The organism is Sphingobacterium sp. UBA7249 (assembly GCF_002472835.1).
In the GTDB taxonomy this organism is placed as follows: domain Bacteria; phylum Bacteroidota; class Bacteroidia; order Sphingobacteriales; family Sphingobacteriaceae; genus Sphingobacterium; species Sphingobacterium prati.
Genome location: NZ_DKST01000029.1, coordinates 1 through 20,891, shown reverse-complemented (window position 1 = coordinate 20,891; position 20,891 = coordinate 1). Strand labels below are relative to the sequence as shown.

17 protein-coding genes are annotated in these 20,891 nt (G+C 38.2%); 2 read left to right on the top strand and 15 right to left on the bottom strand.

Annotated features, from left to right (window positions below):
* Positions 1-3: 3 nt before the first annotated feature.
* From B4A24_RS21430 to pdxH, 15 genes are all read right to left on the bottom strand, one after another.
* Positions 4-1,230, bottom strand: coding sequence for a thioredoxin family protein (locus B4A24_RS21430; protein WP_293947009.1), 1,227 nt, complete (start codon positions 1,228-1,230; stop codon positions 4-6).
* A gap of 44 nt (positions 1,231-1,274) precedes the next feature.
* Positions 1,275-2,804: a retropepsin-like aspartic protease gene (locus B4A24_RS21425; protein WP_293947008.1), complete on the bottom strand. Its 1,530-nt coding sequence runs from the start codon at positions 2,802-2,804 to the stop codon at positions 1,275-1,277.
* A 4-nt stretch (positions 2,805-2,808) separates the two neighbouring features.
* Positions 2,809-3,981: a TlpA family protein disulfide reductase gene (locus B4A24_RS21420; protein ID WP_293947007.1), complete on the bottom strand. Its 1,173-nt coding sequence runs from the start codon at positions 3,979-3,981 to the stop codon at positions 2,809-2,811.
* A 2-nt stretch (positions 3,982-3,983) separates the two neighbouring features.
* Positions 3,984-5,363 (bottom strand): TlpA family protein disulfide reductase, encoded by a 1,380-nt coding sequence (locus tag B4A24_RS21415; protein ID WP_293947006.1) that lies wholly within the window; start codon positions 5,361-5,363, stop codon positions 3,984-3,986.
* Between the two features lie 28 nt (positions 5,364-5,391).
* Positions 5,392-6,945 carry a PKD-like family lipoprotein gene (locus B4A24_RS21410; protein WP_293947005.1) on the bottom strand — a complete coding sequence of 518 codons (1,554 nt, stop codon included), beginning with the start codon at positions 6,943-6,945 and terminating at the stop codon, positions 5,392-5,394.
* A gap of 9 nt (positions 6,946-6,954) precedes the next feature.
* Complete coding sequence (locus tag B4A24_RS21405) at positions 6,955-7,722, bottom strand: DUF4843 domain-containing protein (RefSeq protein ID WP_293947004.1); 768 nt, start codon at positions 7,720-7,722, stop codon at positions 6,955-6,957.
* Between the two features lie 8 nt (positions 7,723-7,730).
* Complete coding sequence (locus B4A24_RS21400; protein ID WP_293947003.1) at positions 7,731-9,185, bottom strand: RagB/SusD family nutrient uptake outer membrane protein; 1,455 nt, start codon at positions 9,183-9,185, stop codon at positions 7,731-7,733.
* Between the two features lie 4 nt (positions 9,186-9,189).
* Positions 9,190-12,684: a SusC/RagA family TonB-linked outer membrane protein gene (locus tag B4A24_RS21395; protein WP_293947002.1), complete on the bottom strand. Its 3,495-nt coding sequence runs from the start codon at positions 12,682-12,684 to the stop codon at positions 9,190-9,192.
* Positions 12,685-12,850: 166 nt separating this feature from the next.
* Positions 12,851-13,984 carry a FecR family protein gene (locus tag B4A24_RS21390; RefSeq protein WP_293947001.1) on the bottom strand — a complete coding sequence of 378 codons (1,134 nt, stop codon included), beginning with the start codon at positions 13,982-13,984 and terminating at the stop codon, positions 12,851-12,853.
* A 124-nt stretch (positions 13,985-14,108) separates the two neighbouring features.
* Positions 14,109-14,675 carry an RNA polymerase sigma factor gene (locus B4A24_RS21385; protein WP_094280038.1) on the bottom strand — a complete coding sequence of 189 codons (567 nt, stop codon included), beginning with the start codon at positions 14,673-14,675 and terminating at the stop codon, positions 14,109-14,111.
* Between the two features lie 400 nt (positions 14,676-15,075).
* On the bottom strand, positions 15,076-15,384 hold the full coding sequence (locus B4A24_RS21380) for a hypothetical protein (RefSeq protein WP_293947000.1): 309 nt from the start codon (positions 15,382-15,384) through the stop codon (positions 15,076-15,078).
* A 43-nt stretch (positions 15,385-15,427) separates the two neighbouring features.
* Positions 15,428-15,922 (bottom strand): GNAT family N-acetyltransferase, encoded by a 495-nt coding sequence (locus B4A24_RS21375; protein WP_094255924.1) that lies wholly within the window; start codon positions 15,920-15,922, stop codon positions 15,428-15,430.
* 480 nt (positions 15,923-16,402) lie between these two features.
* Positions 16,403-17,596, bottom strand: coding sequence for an NADH-quinone oxidoreductase subunit D (locus tag B4A24_RS21370; RefSeq protein WP_182499482.1), 1,194 nt, complete (start codon positions 17,594-17,596; stop codon positions 16,403-16,405).
* Between the two features lie 3 nt (positions 17,597-17,599).
* On the bottom strand, positions 17,600-18,091 hold the full coding sequence (locus B4A24_RS21365; protein ID WP_293946999.1) for an NADH-quinone oxidoreductase subunit C: 492 nt from the start codon (positions 18,089-18,091) through the stop codon (positions 17,600-17,602).
* Between the two features lie 2 nt (positions 18,092-18,093).
* On the bottom strand, positions 18,094-18,747 hold the full coding sequence (gene pdxH, locus B4A24_RS21360; protein ID WP_277711371.1) for a pyridoxamine 5'-phosphate oxidase: 654 nt from the start codon (positions 18,745-18,747) through the stop codon (positions 18,094-18,096).
* A 269-nt stretch (positions 18,748-19,016) separates the two neighbouring features.
* Between pdxH and B4A24_RS21355 the strand changes: the two genes are divergently transcribed.
* Complete coding sequence (locus B4A24_RS21355) at positions 19,017-19,436, top strand: YqgE/AlgH family protein (RefSeq protein WP_422663682.1); 420 nt, start codon at positions 19,017-19,019, stop codon at positions 19,434-19,436.
* 30 nt (positions 19,437-19,466) lie between these two features.
* On the top strand, positions 19,467-20,735 hold the full coding sequence (locus B4A24_RS21350; protein WP_293946997.1) for a PQQ-dependent sugar dehydrogenase: 1,269 nt from the start codon (positions 19,467-19,469) through the stop codon (positions 20,733-20,735).
* Positions 20,736-20,891 lie beyond the last annotated feature (156 nt).

Below are 20,891 nucleotides of genomic sequence, written 5' to 3'. Positions count from 1 at the left end.
GGGTTAACTTAATTTAAATGGAATAATTTTCTTAATATCCTTAGCTTGATATAAACTGGCATCTTTTCTTTTTATGGCCTCATTTAAGTCTTGCAGGTCTTTTTTGTCGATAGTTTGGAATGGAGATGTTAAATCTGATTTCAGCAGTTTTTCCATCCCTTTGGAAGCCTGATCAAAATTTTTTAAATAGTAATTTAATAGTATCAGCCGATAACAATCTACGGGGTCCAGTGTGTTTCGTTGTTCTGCGGCTAGATATTCAGCTCGTATAGATTTCAGGATTGCCGGGTTCTTTGACTGATCCAGAATGACCGGCCCAAAGGCATTGCTGCGTTCATCCCAAGTAGGGTAAAGTTTATATTCGTCAATCAGGGCTAAATAGCTGGCCGCATTTTGGGAGCCGGCATAGTAACTCGTTACAAACCCGGGTAAAAATGCCTCCCATAATTTATCGTTGAACGTAGGACGTATATAGGTCAACATGGTCTTTAGGCTGTCCAATTGCTGTACTGTTCCATATGCTTTACTTTTTGCTTTGGCAATTGTTGAAATTTTGTTGCGGAGTAGATTTCCGCCATATCGTTTAATTAATTCTGGAAGGTTTGCATAAGCCCAATTATTGTATTTTGTAAAGGAAGTAACGCTATTGGCCAAGAAAGCGGTTTCATTGAACAGATCTTTCTGTTGCTCTAGATATCCTTCGAGTTCCGCAAAATCGTGTTTTTCGCCGGTTTTGATAAAACGTTCGCTGTAAGCTGCAGGATAGACGTTGTCCAATGTATTGTTAAAGGCGAGGTATTGCCCAGATTTATTGCGCTGGACAGCTTCTTTTAGTAAAGGGACAAATCGGTCCACACCAAAGAAACCGGATTCAGTCATTATGGTTTTGCCTTCGGGGTTTACGATGACATAGGTTGGAAATCCGGGCGCGCCATATTTGCGGGCTAATTTCTTTCCGTCTGCCTCTTTCATGACATCTGTTTTGTATAGAATGTAATTAGTACTTAACTCCTGAGCTACTATTGGATCCGGAAATACTTGTTTGTCCATTTCTGCACAGGGCATACAACCAACAAAGTACAGATCTATCAGAATGAGTTTATTTTCTTTTTTTGCCTGTGCTTGGCATGCCGCATAGCTGCCCTCGAAAGCTTTTCCCTGTGCGTTCGCCGTGCTTGAAATGAATATTCCGTAACAGATCGTGATAATATAAAAAATAACCTTTTTCATAAATTTTTTTGAAAATTAGAGATAGTATATCTTGTTTAATGGGATTAGATGTTGATGATATTCTTGTCAGACGTGGTCACGGAAATTGATTCTGCTGCCGATCTTAATCGAATTTCATCTATCAACGTTGGATTTTTTTTCAACTGATCGACTGTATATTTGTCAATGTGTTGGATTAAAGTACCTGCTTTCAGACCGGCTGGATTTTCGGCCGATCTGACGACGCCCAAAGCTTTCAGTTGTCCCGAATTATCCCAGCCAAACTGATAATTCTTTACTAAGAAGTCCTGTGGGTAAGCATGTAATCTATTGGGAGCAAAGTAAGCCTCACTTTCGGCAAGATTGATGGTAATATTATAGCGGCTTAATAGGCGAACACCAATGGATCCGTCGAAACCAGGTTGCCATTGTTCATTTCCAGCACTGCCACCCATTAATGTCACAGGCAAACCCTGCATTGAGGGGAGGGGAGAAATGGCAAATTGGTAACTTTTGCCCGAGAAGGTGGGAGAGGAAACACCCATGCTTACGGTCGCTGCCTGCGCTTCGGGTTTAAATCCACTGACCAGCAGCTTGTTCTGACGTACAAATGGACGGAAGCAGATCAGGTCATACGAAGCACCGGTGTCGAAAACAAAATGGCCTGAGTAGCTTTTGTCCTTGACGATCTCAAGCTGTCCGGGCAATATCATTACACCGGCAGGCATTGTAATAGGTACTGTAGTTCCCTTACCTTTGTATTGAAAATCCCCGAAATCGTACAAGGAAATAGTATTTTTATCGTAGTCGATATGGGTAATAAATTGGCGTATCAACGTATTGCCGATAATGCCATCGCCTTCTTTGCCCATTTCAGGAAAGATAGCAATTCCCTGTCCAGCCAACTTAAGCGTGTCTAATCGAATACTATTGTTGTCAGATACCTGAATCTTTGTATTGCCGCCGACGACGGAGGCGTTATTTTCACGCGTTACCTTTAGGCCAATAGCATCAGCAAGCTGCTTGTTCACGGCCATGCCATCTGCTCCGGTGTCAAAAAGGAGCCTTAAAGGTTTTTTGTATCCATTGATTTTTACCTGCAGGTAAATGGAACCATTCTTGTTTTCAAACGGAATTACAGCTCGTAATTTGGGTTTGCTTTCTCTTTTTAGTCCATAGAGCTGATCAAAAAGACTGAAGTGGACCAGTTTTCCATTGCTATCGATGAGGGCCTGATTGGTTGTTGGCTTATCTTTAGCATCTATGGTTTCTATTTGAAGTAATGTCCCTCGATCTGTTTTATTTTCTGACAATATATGTACAGATTTTAAGGGATAGTTTTTAATAATTTGGTTTAATCGGAAGCTTGCTCCTGCACCAGTATGTCCTGCTACGGAAAAATTTGGTGCGAGTTCACCTGTTATCATAGAGGTGTCTTTCTGTTCAAAACATGTCAGTAGTTTAGCTGGTAATTGTGCCGCTAGCTGAGCTTTTGACCATGATACCCAGACTGTCAACAGTAAGAGGCTCCCAGCTTTGATTATTGGTTTATAAGGCATGGTTTTTAAGTTATTGTCTTTAGTAATTGATCTCATTAGGTTAGTAGCCGTAGATGTTTTTCAGTGCAATGTCAATGTCATCTGTTGCTGAGGCAATAACCCGTAAAATGATTTTTCCATTTTCATCCACCAGAATTTTTGTTGGAAAACCACTGATCTGATATTCTTTTACAATATCCATTTGCTCCTTGTTCTCGTTATTTAAGACATTTGTCCAAGGCAAGTTGAGTTCTTCTATAGCTTTGTGCCAGCTGTTTTTTGATTCATCAAGTGTTTTACCTCGTTCTTGGGCAATACCGATAATTTCAAAGCCTTTATTTTTGTAACGACTGTAAAGCTGTTGGAGGTGTGGCATACTTGCACGGCATGGGCCACACCAACTGCCCCAAAAGTCCAACAGAATAACGCGGCCTTGCATCTTTTCTAATTTAAAAGGAGTTCCGGTGGCGGTTGTCCGTGTGAATTGTGGGGCCATTTTCCCTTTCGCCGTAACGGTTTCTTTGGCAATTGTCGATGCTATTGCTGTACCCCTGTCTGTTGATTTGTAGGTGGAGTCAAGACGACTAAATGCTAATTTGTAATCCTCAGATGTATAACTGGACTTCATTCGGTAAAGTAAAAATAGACTGACAAAGGATTTAGGATGATTTTCTATAAATTTCTTCTGAAGGTCATTTTCCTTTTTGCCCAATTGACTAAGTTGTTCGAGTATGGTTTTGCCTTCTGGAGATTCAGTACTTATCTTTCCCTGTAGGATTGGACTATATAATGTATTTTTTTGTTGTACTAATCGGGCTGTGGACTGACGAAGGCTATTGTAGTCATTGTTTTCTTCTCCACCTTCTACATGTGAAAGTTCAAGTTCCTCGGCATTGCCATTAATCAAGATATCATCTTTAGAAATAAAAATATTGAGCGGATGGCGCATGACCTGTTGTAATGCGTTGGTGATTTGATCGCCACTGCTTGTCCGTAACATTGCGTCAACCACTTGCACTTGTTTGGGAACCTTGATTTCAAATAATCCATCATTTATTGGAGTTGTAAAACCTAGTCTTTTGCCTTGATTGTCAGTAAAAGAAACGCTTAACTTCGTAGCAGGATCCGCTGCAGACGATGTAATTTTTCCTTTAATTGTAACGCTATCTCCCTGCGCATATAGGGGCGCGGGAGACAACGTTAAAAATAGGAAGTAAATCCAAAGTTTGTTCATACCTATTTCGTTGCTAATTCTTTTTCAAGGAGCTGTTTTAATTCTGGGTTCGATGGACGTGGTGAATCTATGGTGACAACTTTTCCCTGTCTGTCAAAAACCATGAAGCGTGGAATGCCCGTAATTTTGTAATATTTGGCAAAATCTCCCCACCCGGAAGCAAAAAGCTGCAGGCCACCAAGTTGTTCGTCTTTAATCATTTTTAGCCACTTCGTTTTATCTTTTTCTTCATCAACCGAGATGCTCACCACCTGAACATCTGTACCATGCATTTCTTTTTCAAGTTTTTTGAGATGCGGTATTTCTGCTTTACAGGGGCCACACCAAGTTGCCCATACGTCGATTAAAACTACTTTCCCCTTTAAGTCGGCGAATTTTATGGTTTTTCCGTTATTGTCAGGAAAAGAAAAATTAAGACCTTGGTCTCCACTTTTTAGCTGAGCCATGTCATTCATGATCCCTGTTGCACGTTGCTTCTGGCTTGCAGTTAGAAAACACGCTTGATATTTATCTGCAGCCTCCTTATAGCTTGCATAATCTTTTTGTCGGCTCAGATAACTCAATACGACATCACCTTTTAAGGTGTCATTTGGAAGCAGATCAATATCTTTTTGTAGCCCTTCAATTCCCTTAGTATAAGGAATATTTGCCGTTCGGCGTACGACAGATGAAACACCGTTTAAAGTGCGATTTCCCCAGGGAGTTTGATAGACTAATGCGGCGTTTTTTGCGAAGTTGGCTAACGTTAGGCTTTTGTAGTAATCCGTATACTCTTCTACAGCGGGATGTGCTGAACGTGGTGTATTTAAGAAATTTGTCGCATTCGCGGCAAGATCCCATTGAATATAATCTTGTAATTTTGTATCGAATTTTACATTTCCACTTTTGTTATTTTTTGTGAAGGTATTGGCTTTGGCAACAATATTCTCCAGATCCGGAAAAAAATCGACAAAAGTACTTTGGGTTTTCATCCAATTGAATGCCTTCTGTTCTATTGGGTTGACTTCGTCGTGCCAACGGCTTAGAATCTGGTTTTCCTTGCTGTTATTTGTGCCGGTCAATTGGTAATTTTTTTCAGAAACGGTCAACTCAAGTTGATCGCCCGGCTTGAAATAGAAGATATTATTCTCGGTTTGACTCCCTATTGTTCCTGAGCCGATGGCATAAAATCCCTCGTACTCAGGATAGAAGGTGAAGCCAAACTTTTTATTCAATTGCGGCTGTGCCGAAGCAATCTCCACCATATCGCCGTCGACGACCTTGAAGAGCTTTACCGGTTTGATAAACTCTTTGTTAAATGTCCCTTTGATTAGGACTGGTGATTGCGCAAAAACTGCGCTTGTGTTGAGTAACGTTATAATGGTTATGATGTATTTTTTCATTTTTAGTATTTTATAGGTAATGAGGGGCCTAATAAGAGCATGGGTAAGTAGAGTCATAAACGGATGGTGCAATATAGATTATTGCGCGTGCTGTTCCGGTTCCTTCGAGAGTCTGTGCTGGATTTGAGTCTAAGTTCCCCGAGTTTTTTGTAAACATTCTGATTTTATAATTCGATCCGATTTTTGTCCCAATTACGAAGAAATTGAAAGCATATCCCGATTCTGAATATTTGAGATGTTTGATAAAGGTAATCTGTTCACCTCCAGGTGCACTAAATTGCAACTGTTCAAAACTATTGCTCAGATTTTTGCTATATACTTGGTTGTTGTTGACAAAATATAGCAGGTTTTCATCTTCAAATAATAAGGTATGTAGGCTAGCGTTATATAGTTTAGAAGAAGGTCCTATGCTATCTTTTTTTATTTTTAAGACATACTTGTTTTTTTCCAGCATACATAGGGATTTCAAGCTAGGGTCGGTTTTGTCCTGCAATATTGCGTAGCCAACAGTTTTGTAGTAATAATCGGGGGTGGGTAAATAAACATTCGACTTCATTCCCAAAAACAACGCTTTTTGGTTGTTGTTCGTCGTGCTGAAATCATTGTTAGCATCATTTGAAAATATCGTCATGCTAGAGCCTGATCCATTCGCGAGCGTGACGAAATTTCCGCCAATGTTGTCGAATAGAATAGGATCATTACTAGAGCTAGAGATCATGAATTTTGACAATTCGTAAGCGCTGTTGTTTCCATCGATCATTGCTTTGTTTCCAAACTGGCCGGTATTGGCGCTCATGGCATAGATATTATATAGCTGCCCATTATTAAGAATATAATTGGCGCTACTTCCTACAAAAGCTCCGGTAGTTCCGGATATCGTTTGTGGTCCTCCTAAGAATAAGTTCTGCTTATCTCTTATTTTCTTTAGATTATTGACATTAATAGCTTGCACATCTTTTTCTGTTACGAGAAATAAAGCCCGGGTATTTGAATAAGAAGCGGGATTTAAGATATTGCTTTTGTAACTGGAAGAAAAACTGATGAAATTTGCCTTTCCTGCTATTTTTTGATTATTTGCGGTGCTGTATACATTTTCGATTTTTCCATTTACCGAATTATTTTGTGGGGTAAGGTAGAGGTCTAAGTCTGAATTGGTTCCATCATCTTTAAGAACATACCAACCCCGTGTGAACTGTGTACTTACGGTTACGGTAGCAGTTTTGTATTGGGTATAACCCGTTTTTTTGTTTTTAACGATACAGACTGCAATCCAGTCCTTGGCATCCTCCGTGATAAAATAGCGAAGGTTCTGGCTGCGGGCGATTGTATCCAATGGTTCTGTTCTTCCTTGAACATTTGTTTCGTAAAATCCCCATCTATATTCTAACTCACCTTCCTTATTTGATTTTGCCGTTGGAGATATTTTTAACGTGTCTTTTAACGAAATGACAGCATATTTTGACTCAATGCCTTCGATATCGATATGTTCGTTTTCACTATAGTCATAGTTGCTTTTATCTTTTGAGCAGGATAAAACCAATAGGAATCCTAGGAGTAATATGTAAATATTTATCTTTTTCATCGCTTCTGATTAATTAGGGAAAGTAATGAGATCACCATTTTCGGCGCGTAAAGGTGCACTCGGATGTTGTATATTGTAATCGATGACTGCCATTCCAAGGACAGATTTATAATAGTTCATTTGATCTAAAGGTAGAGTGGCTATAAAATTTTGATCCCAACGCTGACCCGTAACCTCAATCATAAATTCATGTTTTCGAACACTGTACGCTCCGAAATAATAGGTGGAATAGGATGCTGTCCAGGCATTCGGCTGGCTAAGACGATCGGTAAATTGTAGTTTTCGCCAAGATTTCGTGGGTTCACCAATAGCAAAGTTTGCGTTAGCGACAATGGAAATGCCAAGGTTGACAGTTTTGTTTTTTAATTCACCATCCCGTAAGATCACGATAGGTACCCTTGTATGTACAGAGTCGGATTTGATAACGTAAAGATCGGCAACAGCAGGATCCTCAAAAGCAATGAAATGTTTTCCGGGGATCGCATTTTCCACGCCCTGCAATTGTAGTTGTTGAAGCTGATATTTCCGGTCTTTTTTCGATGTTTCGCCAACGGTGTAGATATCAAAATACACGGTATCTTGATGCGTATCCTTGGATTCGTAAAAGAATGTTTCAGATTTTAACGAATCGGTATATTCATTGAGTTTGAGCGTAGAAATGGGCGGTCCAAATTGTACTCTTGGAATATCATCAAAGATATAATATTGGTCTTTTTTGCAGCTATTGAATGAGAAGCATACAATACCAAAAATGATTAATATAAAATATAGTTTCATAACGGGGACTAATTAATGGATTCAACTGTTGGCATTGGCAAGAGGTAATTGACCACTGCATTTGAGGGGGCAAACACTATTTGAGGTTTTGGAATATTCAGTCTTTTGTAAGCGTAAAAAGCCTGTCCCTCACCGTAGAATTCTTTTCGGTATTCTTTGATGATCTCGTTTAGTAATGTTGGAACGTCGCCCGGTATAGTGAGACTGGATATATTCCGATTTGTCCTAAATGTTTTTAAATATTCGACCCCCTCGTTGAACGGTGCTGTTTCTGCCAAAATCAGATAAAGTTCACTCGTACGTATCATTGGAAGTTGTTTGTAATCTGTTAAAACAGTCACATTGTCTGCCGTAACCCAAAACTTTCTAATGACATTATATTTGGAACCACTAGTCAATGTAACAATATTCCAAAGGGAAGATTCCCTAAAATCAGTTCCGGTATTTCCGTATAGTTGATTCGTGATGGTTGTTGCAGATGTACCTTTGCGATAGGTTGCATTGCCAAAGTTGTCCGTGTAGGTTTTTGCTAAATCAAAAGCGTAAAGTCCGAATATCTGTTCTGAAGTCAAGATATAATTGGTTGCTGTAAACTCTTTCCCTGTTGCCAACTTGAATTTCGCTTCTCGGTCCGAATCTTTTGCGTCAATCACCTCTTTGGCAGCTTTGTAGGCATTGTCTTTGTCGCCATACCATAAGCTCGCGCGCGCTTCTAATGCTTTCATTGCGTAGTAGTTCATGCGCATATTGCGATAAGATAGGAAGTCATCCAATGGTTTGTAATTGCTTCCAAAACCATTCGGATTTCTTACGTCATTCATCGAATAGGTAAGCATGGGGTCGAATTCTTTGATGAGTTCTTCAGCCTGTTTCAGATCTGTAAAAATTTTGCTTTTAAATTCTTCATAAGAAATATGCTGATGGATCTCTCTGTTGAATTCTGTTACATAAGCAAGTTGATTTCCAGTGGATGGATCACTTGGGATCGGGCCATATAGCCGCATAAGATCAAAGTGAATATAGGCGCGTAAACCCAGACATTCTGCTTTAATCACTTGATATACCCCCTCGGTCTTGAAAAGAGATTTGTTGGCTTCTAAATTCTGCAGAATAGAGTTAATTGAAGCGATTGTAGCATATTGCTTGGCAAATATGGCATTGAATTGATCAATTACTCGATTGTCGGAATAATTGAAAAGGCCCAACTGTTGTTCCACAGTATTTGTGGTCACGTCCCAACTGGAGACTAGGCTTTCTAATGTTCCAAAAGTTAAAGCTTTTCCATAGCTTGCGCTACTTTTTGCAGAAATATAAACGCCTGCCAAAGCATCTTTAAACCCTTGTTCGGAATCGAATAACTTATCTGCAGGTATTTGGGTTCGAGGTAAGACATCCAAAAATTTATTGCATGAACCTAAAAATAAGGAACTTACTAAACTCGCTAATATGATGTGTTTTTTCATTTTATTAAAATGTTGCGTTAAGACTAAAAGTTACCTGCCTTGAAAATGGATAATTTGTTCCCCGTTCCTGGCGGATACTCGAAATGATAAATGGATCAGATACATCCAGTCCTATATTGACGTTTTCGAAGCCAATTTTCTTTACCCAGTTCATGTAACGAAAATTATATTGGAAATTGAAACTTCTCGCATATATGGTGTTTTCATCTTGGACAAACCGGGATGTTTTATAGGTTGGGTTTGTATTTAAAATTCCTTTGAATGGTGCATAATCGCCGGGATTTTGCCATCTGCCAGTATAGACGCGTTCATCAACATTATATTTGTAACTGCTGGTTTCGACTCTTTCGGCCAGCGTTCTATTGTAAGTCTGACCGCCAAAACGATAACCCAACGAAGCGGTAAATGTAAATCCTTTGTAGCGTAGCATTGTATTGAAATTACCCCAAACTTTAGGGTCGGTGTTTCCGACAGCAGTAACGTCTTTAGAGCCCCAGGTGTAAGTTGGCGTGCCGTCAGCAGCGAGATAAAGCTCTTTACCTGTGCTCGGATCTATTCCGAGGGATGGGACTACCCAAATTGCGTTGCTGGAATATCCCTCGATGTACATTTTGTTGGCATTATAAAGATCCCCCTGAAGTGTTTTCTGCGCGTCTTTTAAAGCTTGTGAAGTTTCAAGTACCTTATTTTTGTTATGCAATACTGAACCAGATAATGACCAGGTTAAACCGGTTGGCTTTTTCATCAGATAAACTGTCGCATATAACTCGAATCCTTTATTTCGTAATTTTCCGATGTTAGCGGTGTAGTAATTGACACCTGTTGATGCAGGGGTATTAACGGACGAAACTAGATCATTGGTGTTTTCAATATAATAGTTGGCCTGTAGCGTTACATAACGGTCGAAAAGGTCGATATCTGTTCCGATATTGTATTTGAGCACTTGCTGCCATTTTAGATCTGGATTGCCGAGCCCCAAGATATAAGCTCCCAGCCAATTATAATATCTATCGGAAGTGTAATAGCCATAAGTAGTCAAGGCCTGGTAAGTATTGAATTTTGTAGACCCGGATGTCCCTACTGACCCGCGTAATTTAAGTCGGTTGACAAACTCATTCTTTTTAAAGAACTTTTCTTCATGTAAATTCCATCCGAGACCCGCAGACCAGAAAGGCGCAAAACGCTTGTTGGCACCAAATTGTGATGAGCCATCCATACGGAAAGTTCCATCAATAAAATAGCGGTTGTTATAATTGTAGTTCGCATTTCCTACAAAGCCTACTGTCCGATAATAGTACTCATTACCTGAAGGTTTTCCATCTTTCATATATTGCAATGCCATCGATGGAAAATCAAGATCACTGTTTGGGAAACCTTCAGCGGCGTTTGTCAGTTGCGAGGTGTTATCCTGAAAAATATTCGCCTCGGTTCCGACAAAAATCTGATGCTTTTCTTTTATTTTTTTGCTGTAGGATAGATTTAAAGCTCCCTCGTATTTCATTCCACGATTGAGACTAATCCAATAAGCCCCTTTTCTAAAGACATCAACTCCAGTATAATTGGCAAAGTCAGTATGTTCTGCTGGTTTAAACGCATCGGACTGTTTATCCGATTTCGTAAAGCTGAATTTACCAATTAATCTTAATCCTTCTTGAATCGACCATTCGACAGCAGTCTGATTGGTAATATCTGTTTGTTCTCCTTTGTCAAATGTTTTTAGACTAGCATTATACAAGGGGTTTGTCGGAAGGGTTGTCCATATATTTGAATAATCAGTTGTACCCGGATCTCCCAATACTTTATTTACGTTCCCATCTTTATCATAAGGGCGCCAATACGGATTGAGGTCGAAATAATCACTGAATGATCCATATGGTGACTGTTGATTCTTAATATTATTGATGTTTAAATAATTTCTAAATATTAAATTTTTGTAGGTATAAGATAGGGTAATAGATCCATTCAGCGTATTTCTCGAAGACCCTTTCATGACACCGGCTGTATTGTTATTTTGAATGCCAGCTGAATAACGGAACTGGTTATCCCCGCCTTCCAGTCTTAAATTACTTCTTAATGCGTATGAAGTGCGCAGTGGAATAGCCATCCAGTCCGTTTCTACGCCGCTATTAATTTCATCTAACAGAAAATTATAGTAACGCTTATTCGGCATATCTGTACTTGCGTTCGGAGAGTCATAAAGCCCGGTAATACGTTCTAGCTCCAGCTTGTCTCTTGCATTAAGGAGGTGGTAAGCCGATAAGTCGGCATTTTCAACCTTTAGCTCTGACCCAAAACTTAGGCGTAATTTGCCTGGTCTCGGAAGTTTTGTTGTTATGACGATGACACCGTTAGCACCTCGAGACCCGTAAAGTGCAGTTGCGGCGGCGTCTTTCAGGAGGGTAATAGAGGCAACATCATTTTCATTAATATCTATCAGTGCCTGAAGGGATGTCTGGAAACCGTCTAAAACAATCAGCGGTGTGTTGAGCTGACTTGCGGATTCGCTCTGAATTTCATTCACATTGGGAATACTGGAATTTCCGCGCATCTGAATTTCCGGAAGTCGATTAGGATCGTTACCAAAAAGATTATTCTCAATGATATTAAACGATGGATCGATATTCCGTAAGGAAGTTACGAGATTTCTTGCTCCATATTGCCTCAGTTCTTTTGTCGTAATTGTACGTGATGCTCCCGTAAAACTTTTGTCTTCCTTCTTAAAAATACCTGTAGAAACAACAGCTTCCTCAAGCGCATTTTCTTGCTTCTTTAAGCGAACTATCATCTTCTCCAGATTTAAACTCGCTTTAATTTCCTGTCTTTCGTAGCCTAAGGAAGTTATGACCAGAATTTCATTTAATGAATATATAGGCAATGTAAAGCTTCCATCGGGCTGGGTAATGACGCCTTTTCGTGCATCTTCTTTGAGACGAATGGATGCACCCGAAATAGGTTTTCCTTCGTTGTCGATGACTCGCCCTTTTACGTATTGCTGTTGCATAGTCGAGATAATTCTTTCAGCTTGCGATGTTACCATAGCGAGATTTTTGGGCCGCTCGGTATTCTTTTTGACAACTACAGTTTTATCAAAAAAGTCGTAAGACAGATTTGCTTTATTAAGAATTACATTTAACGCTTTTTTGAAGGGAACATCCTTGATTTCAGTTGTCAAATCGATGATTTGGTTGATCTCATTTTTCTTGTAAAAGAACGAATAACCACTTTGTTTTTCGAGGTTTCTCAAGATCGATTCAAGGCTCGATTTCTGCTTTTTTAAGCTAATCTGTTGGGCATAGGTATTTGCATCTACTTGCGACAAACCTAGACCAAGTAGTAGGGTGATTAAGTTGATCCTCATGAGAGATCTGGATAAGGGGCGCGCAAAAAGAGGCTTTTGTTTTTCATAAATTCGCCAAATATTGGACGCTAGGTTAGCATCCAAATTTGTCGAATGAAAATCTTTCTCCTTCTTAGTGAACGGAGTTAAGGTAAATTTCATTAAATTCGTTTGGTTTTAACGTGTTAATAATTTAGAAGTTAGACGATACTTTAATACCAATTAAGTTGGACGGATTCTGCGCCAACAGGATCCGTCTTTTTTTTGATATTAACGCACTATTTTTAGGGAGGAGATTTTATGCTTTTCATTTTGTCAATAAGTTTGGTTATGTAATGATTAAGTTAATTCTATTGTTTTTCCCTACAACTGCCTTGGTTTTAATGTCCGCGTAATTCAAAAGCGCAACGAGCTTTTCTAGACTCAAATTCCGTGGAATTTTTCCACTATATTGAGCCGCGTTTCCTTGCTTGTTGTAAGTGATGTCGATATCATACCATCGGGCTATTTCTCGTAGAACCTCATCAGTGTTGCTTCCATCAAAACAAAACTGTCCCCTTGTCCAACCTAATATGTTGTCAATATTTACATTGCCCACTTGTAATTCTGTGGAACCATCTGTTCGGGCTTGCTGATTCGGTTTGAGCAGGGCACTTTTCCCTTTAGGGATTGTTACTTTTACAGAGCCCTCTTCCAGACTGGTAAGGGTATTATCTTCAGTTTTATATGCTTTGACATTGAATCTTGTTCCCAATACTTCAACATTCTGATCATCTGTTTTAACAATAAAACGACTGTTGTCATTCAAATGCTTAACCTCAAAATATCCCTCTCCTTCTAACTCCACAACCCTATCTCCTGTGCTAAAATTACTTGGAAAGGTAAGTTTAGAATCCGAATTCAAAACTACTCGGCTTCCATCCGTTAGAGTCAAACTAAAGGTGGATCCAATAGGAACTTGAATACTATTCTTAGGAATGACTGGCAAATTCGATGATGCTAAATGATAGCTAACTTTTCCATCTTTATCCTTCTTGATAATCATACCATCAATCTGGATTTCCTCATTGGCAGCCAACTGATCCAAATTAATCTCTCTCCCATTCTCCAAAATCATGATAGCATGATCTTTGGCCGGTTTGATTTGACTTAACATTTCCATGGTAGCTTTCTTCTCAGATCCAGACAGAAAATATTGATAACCAAAAATTCCTACTACAAGCAATGCCGCAGCAATTGGTAACCAAATAAGAGGTATTCGAGATTTATTTCGTTCGGAACTTTTGATCGAAGTAATAAGTCTTGCTCTTGTTTTTATCCGAACATCATCTTCCATTGAAGAATCAGGATGATTGCTTTCTTGTTGTTCATACCATTCCAATAGCTCTTTCCGCTCCGCTTTCGTTTCCTTTGCAGCAAGATACTTCGTAAGTAATTGTAATAATTTAGTTTTATCTATCATAATAGACGGTTTATTGAGCTATCTTAAACATAAGTGTAGTTTCATATCGCTAGCTTCTACTATAAATTGAAAAAAAAATGAATTTCACCACAAACACCTGAAAAACAGTGAAATAAAATTAGCATTAAAATAAGATGGTATAGTTCTTTGTCAAGACTTTAAGACGGGAGATGGCCTTATTGATATGTTTTTCAACGGTTGATTCTGCAATATTCATTCGTTCAGCAATTTCCTTATTGCTCAGATATTCATAGCGACTTAATTTAAATACGGCTTGACATTTTTCAGGAAGTCGCTCAATTTCTTCTTCAACCAAATCAATAATATAACGATAGTGGAGCCTATCTTCTAATGGTACGGATTCATCCAATACATCCAACTGATCTAGATTGTATGCTGGAACTTCTTTTAGGATTTTCTTGCGATAATTGGCCATGATGAGATATCTGCAGGAACTATACAGATATGCTGGCAAGCTCTTTATTTCAGCCATCCGATCCTTATTTTTCCAAACTGATAAGAACAAATCATGTAGTATGTCTTGTGCGAGGTCTGCATCAGAGACTTTTGAAAGAATATAATGTGAAAGATCTTTCGAAAACATATCGTATAACATTACAAAAGCTCGCTCATTGCCCTGTTCGATAGCAATCAAGAGCTGAGAATATGCCAAGCTATGATCTTCATTCATTTTGATAACAATTTCTTTTTTAGGTTATGGCATCATATTCTATAATTATTCAACAAAAGAATTAATTATAAAAATTATGTTATATCTAATTAGCTAATAAGTTGTCTTTCGATTCTACAGAAACGGTTTTTTTCAAATGTACGATTATATAATTTAAATAATTTTGTTTTGCTTTTAGTTATTAAGAAATTTTTGCGACTAATATTAATTTCAATTCTCATCTAGCCCCAAAGATTATTTAGCGGCAACTTAATTAGCCTACAAATTTGGGATATTAATCGAAATTGCCATTTAGATGGATACTCGAGGTTTATATATCCAATAGCAGATTATTATAGGAAAGTAGACAGATAAATCACCAATCTGAAGGGAAAGGATTGATCAATACTCGATTTTGATATTATTTACGCTTGAAGTCAATTATATCCCCATACCCACCATGCTTGAAGATTTGAATTCTATTTTCTAACTCAAAACTTACGCTATAAATAACATCTGTAAATCCATCATTCAAGGTAAGTAGGTTATTTTTAAAGCTGTATTTTCCTTGTTCCAGGCAGTCATTTCCTTGTTCCCGGGATGAACATACCGAAAATTCAAATTCACCATTGGAATTCAGGTTTAAATAAAGCCATTCATCCCCGTTAACTCCAATCCAGTTTCCAATGATATTTTCATCATTCTCTTTACTACAAGAAATGAAAAGCATTGAAACTAACATTAACAACAAGAATTTTTTCAAAACAAACAATCTATAAATCAAATTTATAAATAAATTCTTCAATCTCTTCTTGCCGGGAATTTGCAAATCCGTGGTCAGTTCCAATTTTTACAAAACCACAATTTTCCAATACTTTTTGTGAACCTAAATTATCAAATGCTACCCTTCCATATATTGGTCTCACTGCTATCATCTTCAACATCTCTTTCAAAGCCTTTGTTGCAATTCCCTTACCCCAATATTTTCGATCAATCCAATAAGTAACTTCCGTTTTATCATCCATGATAAATTTGGCAACACTTCCAACAATGGTATTTTCAAACCAGATTGTCTGATTATTGATCGTCGGATTCTCTAAAAAACTTGTGTATTTGTTGATATAGGCAGCTTTATTATCATGGTCTTTAGCTGTAAAGGCCGCTAGGTATCCGCCTTCTTCATCAAGCTGAATCTGAAACAAAGTTTCCAAATCAGAAACCTCCGTTTTCTTGAGTACTATTTCCGGGTTTTTAATTGATTTAGTCATAATATGGGTATTTAACAGCTAATAAAATTATTTCTAATAATATATAGATCCATAATCACCTAATATAGTTCAATATTGAATTCTATCAATTAAGATTATGCTTCAAAAAAAATGGGGATGTTTCACAACAGCCCCTATGATTGTATATATGTCTTCAAAAATTTAAAGAAACTCGCTTATTTCATTGTTGTAAATATACTAATATTTTTAGTTATTAATAATTTTATTATATATTTTACTAAAATTATTAATAAAAACCTATTGAGAGATTTGAATCAAGGATTGAGAAGTATTAAAAATAGGGACAACAAGTTTTGCAGGTTCTTGCTATTTTTTACAAAAGNNAAAAAGAGAAAGGGATGCAATCTGGCAATTACATCCCTAACTATTAACCAATTATAAACTTAAATTATGAGATAGCAAATATAACTATTTAATGGATTATTCCTAATTATTTTTGCGTTTTTATGCATGTTTATTTTAGCGGTCGACCTCACCAAGCACAATATCAATCGATCCGAGGATTGCAATCAAATCCGCGATCAAAACTCCTTTTCCCAATTCAGGTAAAACTGAGAGATTGTTGAAACTCGGCCCTCTCGCCTTTACTCGCTTAGGAATATCCGTTTTCTCTTGAGTGACAAAATAAAAACCTAGTTCCCCTTTAGGATTTTCAGCCCGCACATAATATTCTTGAGCTTTTAAGTTCACTTTCTTGGGAACTAATCCGCGAGGGTCAAAATCAGGCGTTCTTTTAAAATCATGCATCAACCTTGGCAAACATTGCTCAATAATCCTTACAGACTCTTTAACCTCATCTACCCGCACCTTATAACGATCCCAACAATCCCCAACAGCGCCCATCTCACCTTTTCCAACAGGAATTTCAAATTCCAATTCCGGATAAACAGAATATCCATCTACCCTTCTTAAATCCCATTTTATTCCAGAACCTCTCAACATTGGCCCTGAACAACCATAATTTATCGCCACATCTGCAGGCAAAACACCAATATTTGCAGTACGCTGAATAAAGATTTGATTATTGGACAAAAGATCATCCAATTCAACCAATTTGGGCTTAAAATATTGAATAAACTCTAGACAACGCTCCTCAAAATTGACTGGAATATCATAAAACAACCCACCTACCCATATATAATTATAGAGCATCCTGGAACCTGACGCCCATTCTAACATATTCATAATATGTTCTCGGTCTCTAAAACACCACATAAATGGCGTAAAAGCACCGATATCAATGCCATAAGTTCCAATCGCAATCAGGTGGGATGCAATTCTATTTAATTCAGTAACTAAGACCCGGATATATTCAATCCTTTTTGGAAGCTTATCCTGAATCCCGAGCATACGCTCCACCCCCATTACAAAGGCATGCGCATTGTTCATGGAAGCCAAATAATCCAAGCGATCTGTAAAAGGAATTGTTTTTCCATAATTCATGGATTCCGCATGTTTATCAAAACAACGATGCAAATAACCCATATGAGGAATAATTTCCTTTACAATTTCACCATCAGTAATCAGTTCCAACCGCAATACCCCATGCGTTGAAGGATGCTGTGGCCCTAAATTAATAACCATCTCCTGGGAGGAAACGGTATTAATCTTTTCCTGATAATTTTTATGAGCTTGTAAATAACGTTCGTTCATTGCTTATTTAATCGGGATATTATGGTAAGTTTCAGGATCTTGATAATCTTTTCTCAGCGGATACCCAACCCAGTCCTCAGGCATCAAAATTCTTCTTAAATCTGGATGATCTGTGAAAAATATGCCCATTAAGTCATATGCTTCACGTTCATGCCAATCTGCTGTTCGCCAAACCTCAGATACCGAAGGCACTTCTGGCAATTCATTCAAATTCCGCTCGGCTGAAACCCGAACCTTTAAACACAATTGCGTTTGAAATGGAATGGAGGTTAAGTTATATACGACCTCAAAATATTCCTGCGGAAAGTAATCAACCGCAGTAACATTTGCCAAAAAGTCAAAATAATATCTTGAATCATCTCTAAGAAACTTACAGACTGACTTTAAATAATCAGGTGCTATATATAATGCAGATTGAAGACCAATTTCTTGGACCTCCACAACCGCATCTGGATGAACTGCTTGTAGTATATTTTCATTGATTTCCTGAATCATAATTAAGGTGCTAAACGATTTATGACCCAGTTGTCATTCTCTTTCAGATAAACTATACGGTCATGTAGTCTACTACTGCGACCTTGCCAAAACTCAACCCGAAAGGGCTTCATTAAGAATCCACCCCAAAACTCCGGTCTCGGCACTTCTTCTACGTTTTCCATTTCTTTTTCAACTTCCATCACCCGATTTTCTAAGGATTCACGATCTGGAATAATGGCACTCTGCGGAGATGCAATGGCACCTATTTGGCTACCTCGAGGTCTAATGGAGAAATATTCGTCAGAATCTGCTTTAGGAAGTTTCTCAACCTCCGCCTCAAAACGTATCTGCCGTTGCAGCTCTGGCCAAAAAAACAAGGCTGAAACATGTGGATTTTGAAGAATCTCCTGGCCTTTTCTACTGTTATAATTCGTAAAGAAACTCAAACCATCCGCCTTGATATCCTTCAACAATACAACACGTGAGGATGGATAACCAAGCTCGGATACCGTAGAAACAACCATAGCGGTTGGCTCCATAATTTGCGAAGACATAGCTTCATCAAACCATTTCTGAAACTGTTCAATAGGATTTTTTAGGACGTCCGATTCGCTCAAACTGCTTTTAACATAGTCTTCCCGAATCGCGGCAATTTCTTTATGTTCAATGGACATGGCAAAGGATATTTCCTACAAACTTAACATAATCTCCATTTTTTATAGAAAATGAAATGAAAAATTATTGCTATTTTACAGTGGATTAATAATGTTATTCTATAAATTTGATATAAACACATCTATTTCTGTTATGTTCAACGAATATATTCCAAAACGAGGCAGTCTAATTTTATCCGAACCTTTCATGCTCGACCAAAATTTTGAACGCNNTATGCGAACATGATGATCAGGATGGTACGGTAGGCTTAATCCTTAATCATCGTTCCATGCTCATGCTTTCCGATGTCTTAGAGGAAATCGAAAACCCCGAGGTCCCACTCTATTTTGGCGGCCCAGTGGAAGGCAATGCATTATTTTTCGTTCATAAAGCCCAAGAAAAAATCCCCGGCGGAACCCATATCGTAGATGACCTCTATTGGGGTGGCGATTTTGAACGTTTAAAATATCTGATCAACGAAAGCCTTATCTCAAATGAAGAAGTAAAAATCTTTCTCGGCTATTCTGGATGGAGCCCCGGACAATTGGATGGTGAAATCAAACAGAATTCATGGGCTGTACACAACTCCTTTAATATTGATTTAGCATTTATTACCGATGGCGAAAACCTATGGAAAGAAGCATTGATTAGTATGGGACCTAAGTATGCCCATGTCGCAAACTTCCCGAAAAGACCAGAATTCAACTAATAAAAAATAAACAAACATAAATCAACCAACATGAAGAAACATTTTTCTAACGTTTTGTTTTTCGCAGCAGCAACAGCATTTATTTCCTGTTCTGGAGCGAATTCTAATGGTACTGAACCAAAAGATACAACAACAACCAGTCAGGATACAACAAAATACCCACCTGTAGAAACACTTCCGGCAAATGCAAATTATAAACCTGCTTTTGAAGGTCAAACTAGAATCGCAGGCGTAAAAACTACCTCTCCTTATGAAGGCGCAGTAGTAGTTGAAGGATTGAAACAACCTTGGGGAATCGCTGAACTTCCTGACGGAAGACTGCTGATAACCGAAAAAGAAGGAACCATGCGTATCGTGGATCCAGCTAAAAAAACAACGAGTGATGCAATCACTGGCATCCCTAAAGTAGATGCTCAAGGTCAAGGTGGTTTATTAGGAATTACCCTAGACCCTGATTTCGCAAGCAATAGAATGGTATATTGGGTGTTCGCAGAACCTGTCTCTGGAGGAAATCACACCGCAGTGGCAAAAGGTAAATTAGCAGATGATGAAAAGTCTATCGAAGGCGCAAAAGTTATCTATCAAGCTTTACCTACCTATAATGGCAAATTACACTATGGTGGACGTATTTTGTTTGATAAAGATGGTAATTTATTCGTTTCAACAGGTGAGCGCTCAGACTTGGAAACTCGCCCTCAAGCGCAACAATTAAACTCAGCCCTTGGAAAAATTTTGAAAATCACCAAAGACGGTAAACCTGCAGAAGGTAATCCTTTCATTGGTAAAGGTGATGCTAAACCTGAAATCTATAGCTACGGACACCGTAATGTTCAAGGTCTAGCAATTAACCCTGCTACCGGTGATTTATGGGATTCTGAATTCGGTCCGCGTGGTGGTGATGAAATCAACTTGGTGAAACCAGGAAATAACTACGGTTGGGCAGAAATTACCTACGGCATCGAGTATAAAGGCGATGCAATCGGAAACCCTCCTATCCAACAAAAAGGAGGAATGGAACAACCTGTTTACTACTGGGATCCAGTTTTATCTCCAAGTGGAATGACCTTCTATAAAGGATCGAATGTTCCTGAATGGGAAAACAACCTTTTCATTGGTGGCTTAAGCAGCACTCATATTGCTCGCCTTGTTATTAAAGACAATAAAGTCGTGGGTGAAGAAAGATTATTGGGTGATAAGGGTGAAAGATTCAGAGATGTTATCCAAGCTAAAAATGGAGCACTATACAGTGTGACAGATGGCGGAAAATTNNGAATGTTAGGGCTTTTTTATGCACTATAATCACCTAATAGTCAATCTCTAAAACTCCCAAAATATATTTATATTCGTTAAAATTATTAACATACAATTTGTAAATATTTACAAGAAATCATAAATATTACAAATAATATCATATTCGCAAATAAAATAGAACCAATTTTTAATTTGAATATTAAT

Bases quoted from the DNA above. Each gene is read 5' to 3' on its own strand.
- B4A24_RS21375 (WP_094255924.1), bottom strand. From the start codon at position 15,922: ATGACTAAATCAATTAAAAACCCGGAAATAGTACTCAAGAAAACGGAG.
- B4A24_RS21415 (WP_293947006.1), bottom strand. From the start codon at position 5,363: ATGAAAAAATACATCATAACCATTATAACGTTACTCAACACAAGCGCA.
- B4A24_RS21395 (WP_293947002.1), bottom strand. From the start codon at position 12,684: ATGAAATTTACCTTAACTCCGTTCACTAAGAAGGAGAAAGATTTTCAT.
- B4A24_RS21425 (WP_293947008.1), bottom strand. From the start codon at position 2,804: ATGAGATCAATTACTAAAGACAATAACTTAAAAACCATGCCTTATAAA.
- B4A24_RS21380 (WP_293947000.1), bottom strand. From the start codon at position 15,384: ATGCTTTTCATTTCTTGTAGTAAAGAGAATGATGAAAATATCATTGGA.
- B4A24_RS21420 (WP_293947007.1), bottom strand. From the start codon at position 3,981: ATGAACAAACTTTGGATTTACTTCCTATTTTTAACGTTGTCTCCCGCG.
- B4A24_RS21365 (WP_293946999.1), bottom strand. From the start codon at position 18,091: ATGATTCAGGAAATCAATGAAAATATACTACAAGCAGTTCATCCAGAT.
- B4A24_RS21410 (WP_293947005.1), bottom strand. From the start codon at position 6,945: ATGAAAAAGATAAATATTTACATATTACTCCTAGGATTCCTATTGGTT.
- pdxH (WP_277711371.1), bottom strand. From the start codon at position 18,747: ATGTCCATTGAACATAAAGAAATTGCCGCGATTCGGGAAGACTATGTT.
- B4A24_RS21405 (WP_293947004.1), bottom strand. From the start codon at position 7,722: ATGAAACTATATTTTATATTAATCATTTTTGGTATTGTATGCTTCTCA.
- B4A24_RS21430 (WP_293947009.1), bottom strand. From the start codon at position 1,230: ATGAAAAAGGTTATTTTTTATATTATCACGATCTGTTACGGAATATTC.
- B4A24_RS21355 (WP_422663682.1), top strand. From the start codon at position 19,017: ATGCTCATGCTTTCCGATGTCTTAGAGGAAATCGAAAACCCCGAGGTC.
- B4A24_RS21385 (WP_094280038.1), bottom strand. From the start codon at position 14,675: ATGAATGAAGATCATAGCTTGGCATATTCTCAGCTCTTGATTGCTATC.
- B4A24_RS21390 (WP_293947001.1), bottom strand. From the start codon at position 13,984: ATGATAGATAAAACTAAATTATTACAATTACTTACGAAGTATCTTGCT.
- B4A24_RS21370 (WP_182499482.1), bottom strand. From the start codon at position 17,596: ATGAACGAACGTTATTTACAAGCTCATAAAAATTATCAGGAAAAGATT.
- B4A24_RS21400 (WP_293947003.1), bottom strand. From the start codon at position 9,185: ATGAAAAAACACATCATATTAGCGAGTTTAGTAAGTTCCTTATTTTTA.